Annotated in this window: 7 protein-coding genes; 4 read left to right on the forward strand and 3 right to left on the reverse strand. The window is 71.4% G+C overall.

Annotation, left to right across the window (positions count from 1 at the left end):
- The first annotated feature begins 30 nt into the window (after nt 1-30).
- Both ACZ67M_RS35315 and ACZ67M_RS35320 read left to right on the forward strand, forming a co-directional pair.
- Nucleotides 31-855 carry an oxidoreductase gene (locus tag ACZ67M_RS35315; RefSeq protein WP_469854094.1) on the forward strand — a complete coding sequence of 275 codons (825 nt, stop codon included), beginning with the start codon at nt 31-33 and terminating at the stop codon, nt 853-855.
- 67 nt (nt 856-922) lie between these two features.
- Nucleotides 923-1,588, forward strand: coding sequence for a TetR/AcrR family transcriptional regulator (locus tag ACZ67M_RS35320; RefSeq protein WP_469854095.1), 666 nt, complete (start codon nt 923-925; stop codon nt 1,586-1,588).
- 23 nt (nt 1,589-1,611) lie between these two features.
- On the opposite strand, the gene ACZ67M_RS35325 is transcribed toward ACZ67M_RS35320, so the two are convergent.
- The gene (locus ACZ67M_RS35325) at nt 1,612-1,992 is read right to left on the reverse strand and encodes a peptidase inhibitor family I36 protein (protein ID WP_469854096.1); all 381 of its coding nucleotides are present in this window, start codon (nt 1,990-1,992) and stop codon (nt 1,612-1,614) included.
- 105 nt (nt 1,993-2,097) lie between these two features.
- A complete protein-coding gene (locus ACZ67M_RS35330) occupies nt 2,098-3,687 on the reverse strand; it encodes a GMC family oxidoreductase (RefSeq protein ID WP_469854097.1) in 1,590 nt (529 codons plus the stop codon).
- A 91-nt stretch (nt 3,688-3,778) separates the two neighbouring features.
- Here ACZ67M_RS35330 and ACZ67M_RS35335 point away from each other — a divergent pair, with 91 nt between their 5' ends.
- Nucleotides 3,779-4,519, forward strand: coding sequence for a TetR/AcrR family transcriptional regulator (locus tag ACZ67M_RS35335; RefSeq protein ID WP_469854098.1), 741 nt, complete (start codon nt 3,779-3,781; stop codon nt 4,517-4,519).
- A 1,466-nt stretch (nt 4,520-5,985) separates the two neighbouring features.
- Here the strand turns inward: ACZ67M_RS35335 and ACZ67M_RS35340 are convergent.
- Nucleotides 5,986-19,290: a toxin glutamine deamidase domain-containing protein gene (locus ACZ67M_RS35340; RefSeq protein ID WP_469854099.1), complete on the reverse strand. Its 13,305-nt coding sequence runs from the start codon at nt 19,288-19,290 to the stop codon at nt 5,986-5,988.
- A 9-nt stretch (nt 19,291-19,299) separates the two neighbouring features.
- Between ACZ67M_RS35340 and ACZ67M_RS35345 the strand changes: the two genes are divergently transcribed.
- Nucleotides 19,300-19,482 (forward strand): hypothetical protein, encoded by a 183-nt coding sequence (locus ACZ67M_RS35345; protein WP_469854100.1) that lies wholly within the window; start codon nt 19,300-19,302, stop codon nt 19,480-19,482.
- Nucleotides 19,483-19,495 lie beyond the last annotated feature (13 nt).

The following is a 19,495-nucleotide window of genomic DNA, read 5'->3' on the forward strand; positions in this document are numbered from 1 at the left end:
TCGCACCACCCTGGAAAGAGGCACACCGTCATGAGCAAGACCTGGCTGATCACCGGCAGTTCCCGCGGCCTGGGGCACACCCTCGCAGAGACCGTCCTGGCAGAAGGCCACAACGTCGTCGCCACCGCCCGCCGCACCGAGTCCCTGAGCGACCTCACCGAGCAGTACGGCGACCGGGTCCGCCTCGTCACCCTGGACGTGACCGACCCCGCCGCCGCCGAGCGCGCCGTACGGGCCGCCGTACAGGCGTTCGCAGGACTGGACGTGGTGGTCAACAACGCCGGCTACGCCGACATGGCCGCCGTCGAGGACATGAGCGAGCAGATGTTCCGCGACCAGATCGAGGCCAACCTCTTCGGAGTCGTCAACGTCACCCGCGCCGCCCTGCCCGTCCTGCGGGAACAGGGCCGCGGGCACATCATCCAGGTCTCCTCCGTCGGCGGCCGCGTCGGCGTCCCCGGCCTCGCCGCCTACCAGGCCGCCAAGTGGGCCGTCGGCGGCTTCTCCGAGGTCCTGGCCCAGGAGGTCGCCCCCCTCGGCATCAAGGTCACCGTCGTCGAGCCCGGCGGCATGCGCACCGACTGGGCCGGCTCCTCCATGGAGACCCCGCCGGTCAGCGAGCCCTACCGGGAGGTCGTCGGCGGGACCGTCGCCGCCATCCGCGGCGCCGACGGCAAGCAGTCGGGTGACCCCGCTCGCATCTCCCGCATCCTCCTGGACGTCGTGGAGTCCGAGGAGCCCCCGCTGCGACTCCTGCTCGGCAAGGACGCCGTCGCCGTGGCCCGGCAGATGGCCGACCGCCTCGCGGCCGAGGACGCCCGGTGGCGCGACGTCAGCGAATCCGCGTCGGTGTGACCCGGCGCGTAGGGTGTCCGCAGGCGGCGCCGGGGAGGGCTGTCCGCACCGAACCGGGAAAGCGACGATGACCAACGAGCCGCCGCAGCAGTTCCAGCGCGCGCGCAGTGCCGAACAGCGCGAGATCCGCAGGCAGAGCATCCTCGACGCCGCCGCCGAACTCCTGATCCGGATGCCGGTCGCCGAGATCAGCCTGCGGGAGCTGAGCCGGCGGGTGGGGCTGTCGAAGACCAACGTGGTCCGGTACTTCGAGACCAGGGAAGCGGTCTTCTTCGAACTGCTCAACCGCTCCCTGGCCCGGTGGATCGAGGACCTGCCCGCCGAACTGCCGCCCGCCGGTACGGCCTCGCCCCGGGCCGTGACGGACGCCCTGGCCCGGTCGCTGGCCGCCCGCCCACTGCTGTGCGACCTGTTCGCCGCGCTCGGCTCCGAACTCGAACGGAACCTCTCCGCCGAGTCGGCGCGCGACTTCAAACTCGCGCACGTGCGGCTGCTCGGCGCGCTGGCGGACCTCCTGAGCGGACACCTGGCCGGGCTGAGCCCGGCCGCCGCCGGGGAACTGGTCGCCCTGTGCGTGGTCTGCACGGCCGGGCTCTGGCCCTTCGCGCACCCCTCGGAGGCGGTCGCGCAGGCCCAGCTCCACCCCGAACTCGCCGACACCAGGGTGGACTTCGCCGAGCGGCTCGGCCGCACCCTGCACGTCGTCGTCAGCGGGCTGCTGAACCCGGCCTGATCCTCAGGCGGAACAGGGCTGGATCAGTACCACAGACCCATGACTTCGGCCCTGTTGTCGGCGCTCCCAAGGCTCGACAGGTGGTGGAACGGCGCCACGTGCAGGAACGCCTGACCCGCTTCGTCGGACAGTCCCCACGTGTAGTTGGTGTTGTTCACCACGGACGAGACCTGGTGCCACAGGGCCGTGTTGCGCAGGCTGATCCAGTCGTCGGACTGCCCCCAGCGAACCTTGACGGACGAGCCGGTGTAGCCGGTACCCGTGTACGCGCAGAACTCATAGGTGGCGGAGTCGCACCCGCCGTCGCTCGCCGGTGCCGCGGAGGCGGTGGCGGCGGGGCCCGCCACCGCGGCCGCGATCGCCGCCGCGCCGAGGAACAGTCCTGCAAGAGACTTCCTGATCATCTTGTGCAACCTCACACTCGACTGGCCTGCTTCCGAAACAGGCTTCGTGAAGGGAACGGACCCGGCCGCTCCGGTGGTTCACCGACGCCGAGCCGTACGTGGCCGTCAGGAGACCTTCCGCAGCAGGTCGGCGGCACGCTCCGCGATGGCGTACACCGTCGCGTTGGTGTTGTTGGACGGGATCGAGGGGATGACGGAGCCGTCGGCGACCCGCAGGCCCGCCAGCCCCCGCACCCGCAGCTCGGAGTCGACGACGGAGGCCTCGTCCTCGCCCAGCGCGCACGTGCCGATGGGGTGGCAGTAGGACTGGTAGACCGTGCGCGCGTACCGGGCGAGAGCCTCCCGGTCGGTGACGTCCGGGCCGGGGGCGACCTCCTCGGCCCCCCAGGCCTTCAGTGCCGAGGAGCGGGCGATCTCGCGGGCCGTCGCGATGCCGGAGAGCACGGCCCTCACGTCCCGCTCGTCCGTGAAGTAGCCCGGGTCGAGCACCGGAGCCGCGTACGGGTCCGCCGAGGTGATCCGCAGCGAGCCGCGGCTGAAGGGAAGCATGGGGGAGACACCGATGGTGAACCCGTTCTCCACCGGGGCGACCGGGTTCGGGAACGGTACGTCGATGAAGAGGATCTGCAGGTCCGGGCCGAGCAGCTCGGGCGCGCTGCGTACCAGGCCGATGACCTCGCCGTGGCTGCCGGCGGCCGGCGGCACGGTGCGGCGGGTGCGGTGGACCAGGTTGACCAGCGGGTGGTCGTGCAGGTTCCGGCCGACTCCGGGCAGCGAGTGGAAGAGGTCCACACCGGCCTCGCGCAGCTCGCGCTCGGGGCCGATGCCGGAGTGCAGCAGGATCTGCGCGCTGCCGATGGAGCCGGCCGTCAGGACCACCTCGCGGGCGGCCCGTACCGTGTGCACCTGCCCCCGGACGCCGTACTCCACGCCGACGCAGCGCTCGCCCTCGAAGAGCAGCCGGTGCGCGGTGGCGCCGGTGACGACGTCGAGATCGGGGCGGTTCAGCACGGATGGTGTGAGGTAGGCGTCGGCGGCGCTCTGCCGCCGGCCGCCGACGATGTTGAGGTCGACCGGGGCGAAGCCCTCCTCCAGGCCGCCGCTGATGTCGTAGGCCCGGCGCTGTCCGGTCTCGACCGCGCCGGCGAGGCAGGCGAGCAGCACCTCGTTGGGCTCGGCGGCCGGACCGACGACGAGCGGACCGGCCGTGCCCCGGCCCGGTCCGCCGCCCAGGGCGGTCTCACTGCGCTGGAAGTACGGGAGCAGGTCGTCGAAGGACCAGCCCTTGGCGCCGTGCTCGCCCCAGGCGTCGTAGCCGGTGCGGTGGCCCCGGGCGAAGACCATGGCGTTGATCGCGGAGGAGCCGCCGACGCCGCGGCCGCGCGGCAGCGCGATGCTGGGGCCGGGCTCGCCGAGAGAGGAACCGCTGGCCTGGGGGACCGTCGTGTCGCCCCAGTTCGCCTCCGTCCCGGCCAGGATGGGCCAGGCGGGTGGGTACGACACGGTCTGGGGCAGGTCCGCGGCGGCCGTGCCCGCCTCCAGGAGCAGGACCCGCAGTCCGGTGTCCTCGGTGAGCCGGGCGGCCAGGACACAGCCGGCCGAGCCGCCCCCGACGAGGACGATGTCGTAGACCTCGTTCCCGACCCGCTCCGGGTCCGCGGAAGGTTTCGTCTGGGTGGTGTGTCGACGGTCCATGACTCAGGACTCCTTAGATACGTATGCGAGATACGTATGAAAGGTAACACCTCCTGAATCAATGGTTCGTAAGATTGATACCGTCGGTTCCATGATGACGGAGACGACGGCGGAGCAGACGGGGCACACCCTGCGGCAGAGGATCGTGGCGGCCGCCGCCGCCCTGCTGGAGGAGAAGGGCCTGGAGGCGCTGTCGACCCGTGCCGTCGCGGCCCGGGCGGGAGTGCCGACCCCGACGATCTTCCGTGTCTTCGGGGACAAGGACGGCCTGCTCGAAGAGGTCGCCGAGCACGGCTTTCAGCGCTACCTCGCGGCCAAGGCCGCCCTGCTCACCGGCGACGACCCGGTACAGGTGCTCCGCGACGCCTGGGACCTGCACATCGCCTTCGGCATGGAACACCCCGCGTACTACGCGCTCGTCTACGGGCGGGTCCGGCCCGGCCGGCTGCCCCGGGCCGGACAGCGGGCCGCGGCCGACCTGAGAGGGATGATCACCGAGGTCGCCGCCGCCGGCCGGCTGCGCATCAGCGTGGAGCGCGCGACCGAGGTCATGCACTCCGTCGGCGTGGGTACCCTCCTCACCCTGATCGGCCTGCCGCCCGGCGCACGCGACCCGCGCACCGCCGAGACGGCCCGCGAGATGCTGATCGACACCCTCACCCTCCCTCCCGACGGGTCCGCCTCCCCGCGCGGCTCGGCCCTGCCCAGCAGCGCGATGGCCCTGCTGGCCGCCCTCGGTGAGGACGACACGGCCGTCCTCACCACCGGTGAACGGCAGTTGCTGCTGGAGTGGCTCGACCGACTGGCGGACGTGCGGGCCGGGGGCCGCTGAAACGCCGGTCCCAGCTCTGCTCTGTACAGCCGCCGCCCCTCGTGCCCGAAAGGCCCCATAGACCTTGCGTCGGCGTCACGGAACCGCGCAGGTTCAGGGGCCCTGCACCGAGGTGTCGCCGTCGGCGCGGTCGAGGTCCGAGCGCGGAGACCCGGGCAGTGGCTCACCCCCCGTCACGTCGTGCCAGTGCTCCTCGGCCTCGGAGAGTGCGTTGCCGGCCCACACGTACTCGTCGTAGACCCGGGCCAGTCGCTCGGCGTCCCCCTCACCCCGACCGCCTTCCACCGACTCCGTCTCCGCCTGAGCCGCACGCAGCGCGGACTCGGCCTGCTCCAGCGCGCGCCGGGCTCGGGCCAGCCGGGAGCCGGCGTCGGCCACCGCCTCGGCGTTCCGGACGGCACCGGGCACGTCGCCCGGAGCTGCCGCCCGGAGGGGCGCCTGAAGACCGGCCGGGCCGGCCGCCCCGGAGCTGCCGCCGCCGTCTTCCACGGCCCCTGGCGGCGGGCCGCCGGCCGGACCGCCCGAAGCCGGCAGGGGCCGGCCGCCGGTCACCGCGGACCAGGGCTCCTCGGCGTCCTTCAGGGCCTGATCGGCCTCGCGGTACGCCCCCTCGGCCCGGGTCGGTCGGTCGCTGTCGCTGTCGGCCAAGTCGCCGACGGCGCTCTCCTCGTCCTTCAACGCCTGCGTCAGCACGGCCTGCGCCTCGGCCACGAGCCGCCGGGCCGCGGTCACGGCGGCGCCGGCCTGGACCACCGCGCCCTCGTCTCCTCCGTCGTGGGCGGTGGATCGCGGGCCCTGCGCCGCCGGCCGCTCGGGCGGCCCGTCCTCGTGGCCGCCGGACCGCACGGGGCCGGTGGACACCGGGGCGGCCGGTGCCGGGCGTGGCCCGGCAGGGCGGGTGGCGGATGCCGACGAGGGGTTCGCCCTCGGGTCGTGCACCTCGACACTCAGCTCGAGCCCGTTCTCCTTCGCGAACTGCTCCAGCCGGTGCCGGTGCGCCCGCGCCGACGGTCCGGGCATCAGCACGACGCGCGCCACGTCGCTCCAGTGGACGCCGCCGTGGATCTGCGCCTCGAAGTACCCCACGGGGTCGGCGGCGAGCCGGCCGCCGGCCAGCATCTTCCGCACCTGGGGGTCGTGACGGAAGCCGGTCGCCTCCGCGAACGCCAGTCGCACGGTGCTGTCGACCCCGTGATTGAGCAGGGGCAGCAGGTTCGAGGCGCCGGTGAGGTGCAGCGCCCCTTCCTCTCCCTCGTAGCTGTCCTGCGGGGTGAAAGTGGCCCGCTGCTTCACCTCGGGCCGGAGATGGAGGACCGTGTCCCCGTACGCCCACGCGGCGCGCGGCAGATATCTGGACGTGAGGGCGGCGTAGTTGGGCAGTTCGGCCCGGTCCGCGGCGGTCGGGGCGAACCGCCGGGGACCGGCGGGACCGGACGGGTAGATCCCGGAGTTCTCCGCCGTCCGCTTCACCGTCGAGGGGTATCCCAGCGACTCCTCGACCGGGCCGCGGGCAGCGAGATCGGAAGCGCCCGGATAGGTCTCCCACACGTTGCGAAGCAGCCGGTCGCCGTCGGTGAAGGCGTCCAGCACGGTCCTGCCGTCCGCCGTCGAGGCGTCGAGGCGTCGAGGCGCACGTTGACCGTCAGCGACATGCCGTGCCTGAGGAGGTCGTGCGTGCCGGCGACGAGATCCGCCCAGCCGTCTCCTCCGGCAGCGCCGTCCCAGTCGCCCCGATAAGCCCGCGCCCAACTCCACTCGCCCTGGGCCCGACGCAGGTTCCCGATCAGTTCCCGCAGGTCGTCCTCCCCGGTGCGCAGAGCCCGGCGCTCGCCCATGACGACCACGGCGAGTTGGGACGGCTGGAGCCGGACCAGTTCCGGCCGCCGCGCCAGTTCGCGGAACAGTTCCGAGTCCTCCGCGAGCGTCTGCCGCTGCCGCGTCAGCGCGAGGCGCAGCGCGGGTTCCTCCGAAGCGGCTGCCACGGCCTGGTCGAGAGCGGTCCGCTCCGTCTCCATGTCGCGGACGACGCCGCTCCTCGTCCCGTCACCGTCCACGGGCCCGTCCTGGGCGGACAGATGACGGCTGACCCAGTGGGCCACGGACAGGTCGTGCCCGTCCGGAATCAGGGCCCACTGCCTCTCTCCCTCCGCTTCGAAGACCAGGTGACTGGCCGGCGGCACCCGCTGGACCGAGGTGACGACGCCCTGGGCACCGGTGGGAACCGTCCCGGAACCCATGTCCTCCTCCGCAGCCTCGGTCATCAGACGTGCGAGGTCCGGCAGGTAGCCGCCGCCGAGTCCGGGACCGTCGTAGGGCCGCACCCGCGGAAGCGGTTCCCCGCCGGTCACCTCGAACCAGTGCCGCTCGGCCTCCTGGAGGTCCGCACGAGCGCGTACGGCCTCGGCCCGGGCCCGCTCGTACGTGCCGCCGGCCAGGTCGGTGGAGGTGCCCACCCCCTGCCGGGCCCGCCGGACCACATCGGCCAGGACGGATTCGGCCCGGTCCCATGCCCGCCGGGATTCGGTGAGCGCGGCGCCCGCGTCGACCGCTGCCTCGTCGTCGCGGTCGCCCTCCCGGACGTGGACGCGGCCCTTGCCCTTGTCCACGGGGCCGGGGGCGCCGGGTGTCCCGGTGGTGGAAGGGCCCGGTACGGCCGGTGCTCTCTCCTCGGCCGGGGCGGGTACGGCCGCTCCGCTGTCCCCGGCCGGGCCGGGGACGTACTCGGTGATCTGCGAGGCGGGCACCGACAGGCTGACCGGCACCACACCGGCCACCTGCTCGTCCCTGCCGCCGCGGTGGAAGGTGAAGGTGAACCGCGCGTGACCGTCGAAGTGTTCCAGCGGCGTCTGGATCTTGGCGTTGACGAAGCTGCGTCCGCCGCGGGCGCGGTCGGCCCTGATCCGATGGCGGAACCCGCCGCCGAAGGTCAGTCCGGCCCCCATCTTGCTCACCGTGTCTCCGGCGAGCGCACCGAGCTGGTTGACCAGCACGTACTGGTGCGACCGGAGCCTGCGCCGGCCGTACTGGGCGGACTTCTCATCGGCCCGGACCACCTCGGCCTTCGGCTCGGGACGCGTGTGCGTGAGGTCGAGCAGCTCCGCCCTGACGGACACCCATGCCTGCCGGCCGTTCACCCGGAACGACTCGCTCCGCAGCTCACCGCCGCGCGTCAGGTGCGGCAGCGCGGCCATCAGGCGGCCCTTGTCGAAGGCCGCCATCACCGACTCACCGCGCGGCCGGCCCAAGGGGGTGAGTCGGGACCAGGCGCCCCCGAACAGCCTGCGGCCCTCGGTGCTCAGCAGGTTGCGCAGCGACCCGACGTCCGGCAGGTCCCGTACGAGCTGGCCGTCCGCCATGCCCCGGCTCCACAGCGACCGCGGCGGCCGGGGCACCGCACGGCCGCCGCGGTCGGTGTCCGGCGCGGGAGGCGGAGGCGTGGTCCCGGACCGCCGGGCGTCGAACCGGGTCTGCCCGGCCTCGGGGACCGGCACGGCGTCCGCGGTCGGCACCAGCGCCTGGAAGCCGACGTCGGCCGTGCCGACGGTGCGAACCCGCACTCCGAAGGCGCGCCTGGTCATGGAGGGGGAGCCGCCCTCCCCGGCCGCGGCCGACTTCGCCGCGGCCGACGCGCGTACGCGATCGGTCTGGGCGCCGAGTGCCTCGTCGAACGCGGCGACGGCCTGCCTCTCCCTCTCCGCCAGCCGCTCGGCCCGGAGACGGGTGCGGTGCAACTCCGTCTCCAGTCGCTGTCTGCCGGCCTGGTCCGGGGCGTTCGCGTCGTGCACGGGTGCGGCGTCCGCGGCGCGGATGCGTTCCCGCAGTTCCTGGGCGTGCGCCTCCTCGGAGTGCCTTCGGTCCCGGACGGCGGCGACCTGGTCGCGCAGGCGGCTGATGAGCCGTTGTTCCTCGCGGGTGCCGTCCGGGACACGGGTGTCCACGCTCCGTCCCCACGGCCGCCAGCGGTCGCGGAACTCGAGACGCAGCCGGGCCACGCCGTCGAAGACGCTGCCCGGCACCTTGGTCTTGGTCCCGGTGGCGGAGCGGACGGCGGTGGAGGTCTCCACGAAGTCCTCGACCTGCGTGGTGTGGGCGAACGTGCCGCCCGCGAAGATCTGGGCGGGCGCGGAGCCGATCGGATCGGAGGTGCCGACAACGGTGAGACTGTTTCCCTGGGACGTGATCTGCGGGCCGTGCGGACGGGAGTCGGCATGCCCGGTCCCGGCGATGTCGACGGTGGCCGAATGGAACTCGGTGGCTTTGGTGTTGGCCGCGTGGGTCATCTCCAGCACACTCGCCGAGATGGCCAGCTCACGGCCGCTCACCCGGACCACCCAGGGCTGACCCGCCATCATGGACCGCATCCGGCGATGGAGTTCCGATCCGGGCAGGCGCTCCATGAGCTTCGCCCGCGCCGTCCGCCACTCCCGCTCGGAGCCGAACACCTTCGGACCGGTGGCGTCCAGCTGACGCAGTACGTCTTCCACCAGATGGGTGCCGGAGGTGTTCCCGGCGGTCAGCGGGTCCGGGCGGTTCCCCAGCGGACGCACGTCGAGGACGACGTCCTCGGCGCCCAGGCGCTGGGTCATCGAGATCCGGTCGGGGACGCGGAAGTGTGTTGCCGGCGCGGGCGCCTCGCCGGTCGCGGGATCGACCGGCAGGTCCCGGACCGGGAAGGCGAACTGCCCGTCGCCGTCGACGGAGAACCTGATCGCCTCGGTGCCCCTTCCCGGCAGGGTGTGTGAAAGCCGTACCGTGACGGTGTACGTGAGCCTGCCGTCGAAGAGGGCGGCCGGTTCGACCGTCTTGTTCTTGGTCACGACGCCGCCGCGGGCGTCGGTGTCACGGCCGTCCTGGGCCTCCCGGTGTGCCGTGTGACCCAGGACGACCGACACGTGCGGTGCCTTGACCGTGAACCGCTGCCACAGGGAGCGGCGTACGGCGGTCTCCTTGTTGTTGCTCACCGATGACAGGGATTCGGAGCCCTGCTCGAACTCGAACTCGTTCTCCACGCCCCGGTACCGGCTCATCTCCGCCCGGGCCGCGGTGACGCGGATGTCGGCGGTCCACGGGCCGCCTCTGAAGACACCTCCCCAGCTCTCGCCGGCCGTCAGCGCCGCGGTCCGGGGCTGCAGCGCGTCCCGGTCGAAGAACTGGCCGGCCTGGGACTCGATCGTCCCCCAGTGCTCACCGAGCACCCCGGAGAACCGCCTGCCCAGTTCCGTCATGACCGGATCACCGGCAAGATCCAGTACGACGTCTCCATTGCCGATCCGGCCGCCCTCGGTGACGCGGGCGGGCGGCTGGAAGACGAGCGGGGCGGGGCGCACGGGCGTACCGGCTTCCGACGCCTGCCGCACGGGCACGGCGCCGGCTCCGGGAGCCGGGGGGCCGACGGGCGGGTCGGCGATCAGAGGCCTCGGGTCCGTCCCGGGCGCTTCCCGCGGCGTGGCGTGGTGGTCGGTGGTCGTGGCCGGTTCGTGCGTGCGGGACGACTCATCCGCGGTGACCGACTCATCCGCGCTGGTTGACTCACCCGCGGCGGCCGACTCCCGCGCGGGCGCCGGTGACGGCGCCGCGAAGACGTGACTGCCGGCGTCTTCCGGCCCGACCTCGAAGCTCTCGGCGTGGCTCTTGGGGATCGTGACGACGAAACGCACCTGGGTCCGCCCGCGCTCCGCTCTCAACTCCCCGGTCCGCCCGACGACGGCCTCGACGCTCGCGGTGGCGATGTAGGCCACCATCGGCTCGGGATACTTGGCACTGGCCACGCCGCTGTGGCCGCCGGACGTCCCGTCGGTGGTGCGGTGGCGGTGGGCGACACCTCCGCCGGGAGCGTGCAGGCCCACGGAGACGTCGGGCGTGACGTCCGGCTGCGCGCCGCCCTGCAGCCACAGGCCCTCCGTGACGGCCGAGCCCAGCCGGGTGCCGGACTCGTCCGTGAGGTCACGGAGCAGGTTCAGCTCCGCCGCGTCCAGGACCCGCAGGTACTCCAGCGACTCCAGCCGGCCGTTCAGCGCGAGCCGGGCGTCGGGGCGGTGCGACGTCGGGAGCGGCGTGCTCCGCACGGTGGTGCCCCGTGTCATCCGGGGCAGGTGTGTCGCGAGTTGCTCCCGGGTCACCATGTCGCGGGCGGTCGGACGGGCGGCACCCCACTCGGAACCGAAGTACGCGCGGCCGAGTCCGTCCACGAGCGCGCCCGGCCTGGGCAGGTTGCCTGCACCGGGTTCGGCGTCCTCACCGGCCAGGACGTCGAGGACGACCGCGCGGCCGGGCAGGCCGTCCCACACGGCGGACATGGGCCGCCATGCCGTGTCGCCCGCCTCCAGCGAGGGGCCCGTCATCCGGCGGGGTCCCTCCGGGCGCTCGGCCGCGGAGAAGCCGGCCGGTTGTGCGACCGGACGGGCGTCCGCCGCGTCCACCAGGACCTCGAACCCGATCCGGGTCCGCGCCCCGCGCGCCGGCGCGGTCGACGGAACCCCCCGGGAGGCGCTGCTTCCGTCCCCGTCCGGAGCGGCACGGTGAACGAAGGAGAGGGTGGCGACACCGTCGAAAACGGCGCCCGGCACCTTCATCTTCACTGCCGCGCCGGTCCGCACCGACTGCTGCCCGATCAGCATGCCCTCGCGGTCGTACTCGGCGTGCACCAGGCCGCTGAGGGTGGTCGGACCGGCGTGCAGGTCGCCGCTCTGCGCATGCAGCGCCGCGCGGACGTTGCGGTCGGAGCCGTCCGCGTCGGAGTAGACACGGGTGACGTCCGAACCGGTGTTGAACTCCGTCCTGGAGGTGTTCCGCACGTGCTCCAACGACGTGATCTCGGCGGACACCAGCAGCGCCCCCCGGTCCTTGCCGAGGTCGATCTCCAGGGGCTCGCCCGCCGTCAGACCCTTCAGCTCGTACTGCAGGACGTCCAGCCGGCCGAGCCGGTCGACCACCAGCGTCCGGACGGTGCCCCAGTCGTCGCCGAAGAGCCGCCTGCCGTAGTGCTCCAGCGAGGAGGGATCCGCCGGTGAGCCGAGCAGGACCCGGTGCAGCGCGCCCGTGGTGCGCCCGCCGTCGGCGTCGACCAGGAACACGTCGCGCACGGTGTCCATGCCGCCCAGCGCGAGGGCCTGCACGATACGGGCCGGCGGCAGGTAGTGGCCGGCACCGGGCACCTCCGACAGCGGCCGGACCTCACCGACCCCGGTGGCCACGGGGACCGTGGCGGACAGCTTCACCGGAGGCACCCGCCCGCCGAACTCGAACTCCAACTCCACCTCGGTCCTGACGGCCAGGGCCGGTTCCGGGGTCTTCGTGCGGCTGAACAGCCGGCCACTGGAGACCATGCGGTGGGACTCCGCGCGGGTCCAGTTGGAGGACAGGTATCCGGTCAGATCCGTCTGCTCGGCCGCCTTGCCCTTCACCAGCAGGCCGACGGTGAAGGCCCGGCGCACGTCGCGCTGGAACCCGTCCCGTATGAAGGACTCGCTCCCGTCCTCGAACTCGACGTTCCCGAAGGAGCCCACCGTCTCCGCCCCGGTCACCCTGGCCCGCACCGAGATCTGGTCGGGGAAGCCGGGCGCGTCCATGGTGAGGGTGCGCACCTCACCGCGGGTCATCGCCGACAACGACGGCCAGATCTCCCTGCGCAGTTGGGGCTCCCAGTGCGACCGCAGCGCCTCGCGTTCGGTCCGGCTCAGTACGCCCTCCAGGTGTGCCACGAGCCCGTCCGCGAGCGCGCCGACAGCGCTCTCGGCCGGCAGGACGCGGTCGGCGCCCCCGATCTGACCGTTGACCGTCATACGCGCCGGTGGGCGGGGCGGAGCCTCGGCCACCGGCGGCAGCGGGCCGTCCGCCGCGGCACTCGCTGCCTCCTCGGCGACGGGGAGGTCGGGAAGAGGCTTGTCGGGAAGGGGTTTGTCGGGGAGGGCGGGGAGCGGTTTGTCGACCTCGGCGCGGTGCGCGGGGGAGGCGACCGGCTCGAGGCCGAGGAAGCCGTCGCCGGGGAGGGAGCCCGCCTCGGGTGATGAGGACGCGGGCGTCGCCGGGCCGGGCAGGAGGCCGCCCAGCCTTCCGTAGAGGTCGAGTAAGACGCGCGCGGTCTCCTCCGACTCGTACCGCTTTCCCAGGGCAAGGCCCAGCCCGAACTCCGCCACGAAGTCCAGAGGGCTGCCCTGCGCCAGAGGGCTGACCAGTCCCGCGAGTTCACGCACAAGCGGGTCGGCGAACCGGGTGCCGTGCAGATCGGAGTGGAGCGAGGGGTCGTTCGTGTGGTGCATCAGACGTACGAGATCCCGGACCACGCCTGCCAGCGCCGGTGAGCCGGTGCCGGCACCGAGACCGTCCGGGCTGATCTCCTCCTGCACGAGAGGGGTCGGAAGAGTCGCCAGCGGGGTCAGGAACAGGGTGTCCGGAGCCACGAAACCACTGACGGGTTCCTTGTCGAAGTGCCAGTGAACGGGTGTGGCGGTCACACCTGCCCCGTTCGGCCCAACCACCGTCACTCTTCTGGTGTACAGTGGCAGATGAACAGTGAGGGGCGGCAGGGTAAACCCTGCGGATCTCATCACTGTCGCGGCGGCTTCGAGGATGTTCATCCGAGGCGCGAGCGATGCGTCTACGGTACGTCTTCCGACGAGATGGAATCGTGTCCCGTCATACACCGCGGTTCGCGAGTTGCCCGTGGATGCCCAGTCGGTGCCGCGGACGTACGACGCGACTTCCGGGTACTTCTGCGCGTGAGCCAGGAGACGCGCGACGTCGGGAGGATCGCCCCCGAGGGGATCACGCACACGCACGCCGCCTCTGTCGGCGACTGCACGTCGTGCTGCTTCGAAATCCGAGTTCACCCTGATGAATTGGGCCACCGCGCCGGGTTCGAGCGTTCCGTCCGGCTGACGCCGCGTCAGGACATCCTCCGGTCTCAGCCGGACTTCCTCCGGCAGCGGTGTTCGCCGTACCAGCCCCTCGACGGCGGGTGGCACCCGGTGGTACGTCTGTCTCAGTCGGCTCTGTTCGGACAGGCCCAGGTGGACATGGCGGCCGACGGGCCCGGCCTCGTCCGTACGAGGCGGTCCGTACTCGCCGATCAGGGCACCCAGCAACCGCAGATGCCGCTCCCGCAGACCACCCTGGACCAGCTCGTCGACGGCCGGGGCGGGGACATCGCCCGTCAGGCTGCCCGCCACGCCCGGGCGGTGCCCGGACGCGGTGTCCCGGTACTCGTCGCGCAGGCCGAGCTGACGGCCGATCTCGTGCGCCAGCTCCGTCCGCGAGGCGTCCACCGGCCAGCGCCGCCGGAGCAGACCGCTCTGCCCGTCCGAGACCACGACCGTCAGATGCGCGCCGTCGGAATCGTCCCGCTCCAAGGTGATACGGAGCAGGTCACCGTTGGGCAGCCGGTGTCCGGGCGCGTTGAACACCTCCCGCACACCGTCGCCAGCGCGCTCCCACAGGGCGACGAGGTCCCCGGCCGACACGGTGTCGTCGGGGGAGAGACGGACCCGGACGGTCTGATCGGTGACGGTGTCGCCGCCCGCGGCGGTCCGCCTCACATCGAAGGCGGACCGCACCAGGTGGTTCTGTGCGGACCCGGCCGCGGCCTCCGGCCTTGACACCGGGTCCCCCGTGACGTCCAAGTGGGTGACCGGCGGGGTCAGGTCATGGCCCGTGTACCAGTCCGGGCCGGAGCCGGGGCTGCCGTCGCCGTCCGGGCGGGGGGAGTCAGACTCGGCGTCGGGCCTTCCGCCGTCACCCGGTCGGGGAGCGTCGGGGCTCCCGTCGCCGCCCGGCCGGGGCGCGTCCGGTGTCGTCTTCGTCCCCCCGGGACCATCCTCCGGGGGGTCCAGTACGTCGGCGAGGGCACGAGCCCGGTCGGGCAGATTGATCCACTGTTCGAACGGGGACAGCGCGTGGTGCGCCGCGAGGATCTGAGCGGAGTCCGGCCGCAGCACCGACCCCCGCTCGGACAGCACTTGGGAGACCTCGCGGGTGAGGAACTCCAGGGCCTCCCCCTGCGGAGCACGGAAGGGCAGCAGGCTGCCGGTCTCCGACACCGGCCCACCGAGCCTCACATACAACTCATGCAGGGCGGCGGCGGTCTCGGGGGGCTCGTAGGTACGGCCCAGGACCAGACCCAGCCCGTATTCCGCGACGAACTCGGCCGGGTCCGACCCCGCGTACGGACTGACCCTGGCGGCGAGTGCCTGGACCTCGGGGGTGGCGAACTCGGTCTCGACGAGATCGGTGTGCAGTACCGGGTTGTTGGCGTGGTGCAGCCAGTGCATGGCCTCGTGCAGAACCGCCGCGAAGTTGGGGTCCTCCAGGATGTCCCCGACGCCGGAACTGGCCGGGTCGGGAGAGTGTCCGACGGAGTGCGGACGGACCGACAGGGGAGTGATCAGGAACGCGTCGGGTGCCGAGAAGGCAGCCAGGAGATCGTCGTCCAGGGTGGGGGTAACGGATCTTGCCGACAGCGAGATGTCGCCCGAGTGCGCGTCCTTCACCACATCGACCCGCCGGGTGTAGCGCGGCACGTGCAGCTTCACCCGGGAGGGAACGTCGTAGCCGGCCGTGCGCAGGGCGGACACGACGTCCTTGAACACCTCGACCCGGGGCTCCACCAGTGGGTCGTTGACGCGGCCACGCAGTACCTCCGCGGTCACGCCGTCATGGGAGATCTGCTGCCTGCGCGCCCCGGTCGACAGGTCCGGGTCGAGACCGTGGAGATGGGTGGCGATCTCCGGGTAGTCGTACAGCGTCTGTGCCGGCAGTTCCCGCAGGTCCTCGGGAGTCACGTCGGCGGCCGGGAAGACACCACCGCTCCTGCTCGCGACGTTCAGGTCGCTCCTGAACGTCTCCGCACCCGCCTGGATCTCACCGACCGCGTCGGGGCGCAGATTTCCGTCCGGCGCGCGCAGTGCCAGGGGCTCGTCGGCGTCCACCGGATCGTCTGCGGCGCGCTGGACACGACGCACCAGCCCGTTCAGATCGGGTGACACCGTGTAGAAGGCTTCCTCCACCTGGGTGAGGGTCTCCTGCGGTCGGGACGCTGGGGAGACGGACGCGTCGGAGGTGCTGGACCGATCCGCCTGGCCCCCCTCCGAACTCCCGTCGTCCGGGCGGCCCGACTCGGCCACGAGGGCGTCGAAGATCGAGTCACTGAGGGAGTGGGAGACCGCCGGGGGCCGGACGCCGTTCGCCTCCGGGATGTCGCGCCCGCCGCCGTGGTCACCGTGGTGTGCGGGCCCGCTGTCCCCCTCGGACACGACCACGGGCTCGGGCGCGACCGGCCGTACCTGCGCCCGTCCTGAATCCTCGGCGCTGTGGCCGCCGGCCAGGGAGCTGTCCTGCTGAGCCTCGGTCCGGGCACCCTGCGCACCGGTGGATCCGGTCGCGTCGCTGGCAGGGACCGGGACGGGCTCCGCGTCGACTGTGGCGCGGAAGTCTTCCCACAGCCTTGCTTCCCGGTCGGTGGCGTTGCGGGGGTTGAGTGGGGGGAGGGGGTGTTGTGTGGGGTCGCCGTAGGTGTCGGTGAGCAGGGCGGCGAGTTCGGGGTCGTTGGCGCGGAGCCATTGGGGTCCGTTGTTGCGGGGTTCGCCGGTGATGGGGTCGTGGCCGTGGTTGGCGTTGAACCAGGTGTTGGTGGCTTGGGCGAAGTATTCGTGGGCGTTGGTGGAGGAGTAGTTGCCGGGTTGTGTGCCGTCGGGCCAGGGGGCGTTGGGGGTGTTGTGGCGGGTTGTGTGCAGGGTTTCGAGGTGTGTTTGTTGTTGGGGGGTGAGGGCGTGGTCGTGGATGAGGTGGGCGAGTTCGTGGACGGCGGTGGAGTATCCGTCGGGGTAGGCGATGTGTCCGGGGGTGTCGGGGTGTTCGCCGAGGAGATTCTCTTCGGCGATGACGGCGGTGGGGGCGGGGGTGCCGTCGGTTTCCTGGTGGTGGACGAGGCCGCGTGGGTGATCGTCGCCGTATGAGGCGAGGCCGGGCAGATCGGCGGTCCTGACGCCGCGGGGGAGCACTGTCACCCGTGCACCGGAGTCCAGCAGTCGTTGCTGTACCTCGGTGTGGAGCAGCATCCGGCCCAGCAGAGCGGTGAGGGTGTTGCGCGCGGCGATCGGCCGCTCCACTGCTTCCGGCATGTCGATGAGGGATCGGGCGGCATCCGCCGAAGGTCCCTGCGGCTCGGTGTAGAAGTCGGGTTCGGGTCCGGGGTTGTCGTTTCGGGGGGCGTCGGGTTCGGTGCTCTCCGGCGGAGCGTTGTAGCGGCGGTACCCGCTGCCACCGGCCTGCTGCGGCGCGAACCGCGAAGGGCCGGCCTGCGTGGGTGCGGGAGCGGGCGTGCCGGTGTTCGCCGTGGCGATCAGATACGCGACCTGGTGACGGAGAGCGTGGACGGCATCCACGAAGTTCTCGGAACGCTCAGTCGAGTTCAGCCAATAACCGAGTGCCTTGAGCAGACCGGTCAAGTACTGCATCTGCCCGGTTTGCCGGTAGGCGGCGACCTGCTGGTCGATCAGCGCGATGTCATGAGGGCGGTATGCGGGGTGCTGGCGCATCTCCTCGTGCCAGCTTGTGATCATGTCGTTGATCACGAGAGCGGGCGAGAACGGGGCAAGCGCACTCAGCAGGGACCTGTTCTGCTGGTAAAGCACCCGCCACTGGCCGAAGTTCTCGTTCCATCCGCCTTCGTAGGCCATGGCGGAGGAGAATATGTCCAGCCGTTTGTACAACCCCTCCAGGACCTGTGCGGACCGGGATGCCAGGCGCGCGGCCTCGTTATGGTCCACCCGGAGATCGGCGCCCTGGCTCAGCAGTACGCCCTTGACGAGGTCCGCGGTGCTGTCGTGGGGGATCAGCTCGTTGTCCCACAGACGGAAGGGCCCCGTCATGTTCAGCTGGGCGGCGGTCGCGAGCATCTGGTCCAGTTGCCGTACCCAGGGGTTGTTGGCGAAACCCTGCAGGAGGCGCAACTGCTGCCATGCATGCTGCGTTCCGAGTCGGCTCCTGTTCAGCTCCTGGTCGTAGAGGGAGCGGACAGTCTGCTCGAGCTTGTCGTAGTCGCGCCGCAGTTCCCGCAGGTTCTCGGGCGCCGGGAGGTGTCGCAGTTCGAAGACGGCCAGGGGAAGCCGCAGTCCTGCCCGTCCATCAGGCCTCGGGTTCGTGTCGAACTGCTCGAGCACCGAACCGATCTCCAGGTCCTCCTGCCTGATCCTGGGCGCCGGGTAGTCGTAGAGGAAGTCGTTCAGGTAGTCACGGACGGTCCTGCCGCGTGTGTCGATCCGGGCTGAGAGCGGATTGGCGAATCCCTCATTCGCGAAGGAAGCGAAATGGGTGAACTGTTCGTGGACGTAGGACGCATTCGTCGTGAGGAAGGTCCGCGCGGCCGGCTGAAGGGCCTGCCTCAGCAGCCAGGGATGATGACGGGATGCCACCGGCAGATAGCTCTTGAACCAGCGTGCCGACGGGTGCTGAGCCCCGTGGAACTGCACGATCGAGATGGCCTGGCTGAACACCACGGTCAGCATGGATTTCATCGTGCGGAGATCGATGTCATCGGTGACCGCCAGCGTGACCTCGGGGTTGGCCAGGGGACCGGGGAGCTGGTTGCGAACCGCGAGATACCTCGCCGTCAGATGACGGGCGAAGCCGGCCGCTGCCTCCAGGCCGAGAAGGGTCTGCTCCTGGACGATGAGTTCTGAGGCACTCTTCGCATAGCCCAGGATGAAGTCATGTACCCCGGACAGTGGCACGCCGACAGTGAACTGAGTGAAATATTCGTCAGCGAGTGCAGGGCTCAGCCGCCGGAACAGCACGTCGTGGAACGCTGCGTTCGGTGCGTAGCCGATGTGGGAAACCACCTGAGTGAACGGCGTCGTTCTGTCTCGGCTGCCCGTGCCGATGATCTGTTCGAGCAGGGCGAGAGACCGGAAGACGGAATCCTTGTTCATGCGACGGGAGGACGTCGTCTCTTCCGGATGCACCGCGATGGGCTTGGTGACGATCTCAAGGAAAGGAGCGTCGTCCACGACGACTTCCGAAGTGAGATGGACGGCGCCGTCCGAAGCGAGTATGTCGCCGTGGAGCAGCGCAGTCCCCCGCGGCGATCGGAGCATCACATTGGATCGTTCGATTTCGATGCCTATGCCGCGGTATTGGTGGTTGGTGGGGAGGTCGGTGTGGGCGAGGGGTGAGTGGGAGGCGGTGAAGGTGGGGAGGCTTTGGGGGACGTGGACGGTTTGGCCGTGTGGGTCGATGATGACGGCGCGGACGTGGGGTGCGGCGTCGTGGGTGGGTGGGGGGCGTAGTCCGTTGTCGTGTTGGAGGTCGAGCCATTGGGTTTTGCCGTTGCCCTGGTGGTAGAGGGCGAAGGCGTGGCCGTAGGTGTTCTGGCGTTGTTGGAGGATGAGTGCGGAGGCGCCGGGGCCCTGTTTGGTGAGGGCGGTGGTGAGGTCGGTCCAGGAGGTGATGGTGTGCCATCCGGGGCCGTGGGCGAGGCGTTGTTCGGTGTTGTGGGTGCCGAGGGTGGAGTCGTCGACGGTGCGGGCGGGGCGGATGCCGCTGTGGTAGGCGGGGCGGGAGAGGGCGCGGTCGAGTTCGGCGCGGGGGTATAGCTCGCGGGCGAGTGATTCGAGCAGGGTGACGCAGTCGGCTGCTGTGAGGTTGTCGCGGGAGAGGACGGAGCTGTCGTCGCCGGGGCGGATGACCGTCGCGCTGACCGCTCGCACCTTGGCGCGCAGGGCGAGGTCGGCGAGTTGGTCGGCGGAGAGCGGATGACGGTGCTGCGACGGGCGGAGCACCGTGTCGTCGTGGCTGGTTTCGTCGTGGCTGGTTTCGGGACGGGTTCCTTCCTGGTGAGGGCCGGGTTCTGTCTGCGGCGGATGAGTTTCTGCGGTGGTGGTGTCGCGGGTGAAGGTGTTGAGGGCGTTGCGGAGTGTTTGGAGGTGGTTTTCGTTGAGGCGGCTGGTGATGTCGGGGTTGTTGAGGAGTGATTGCAGGCCGTTG

The organism is Streptomyces sp. NPDC107500 (assembly GCF_055582785.1).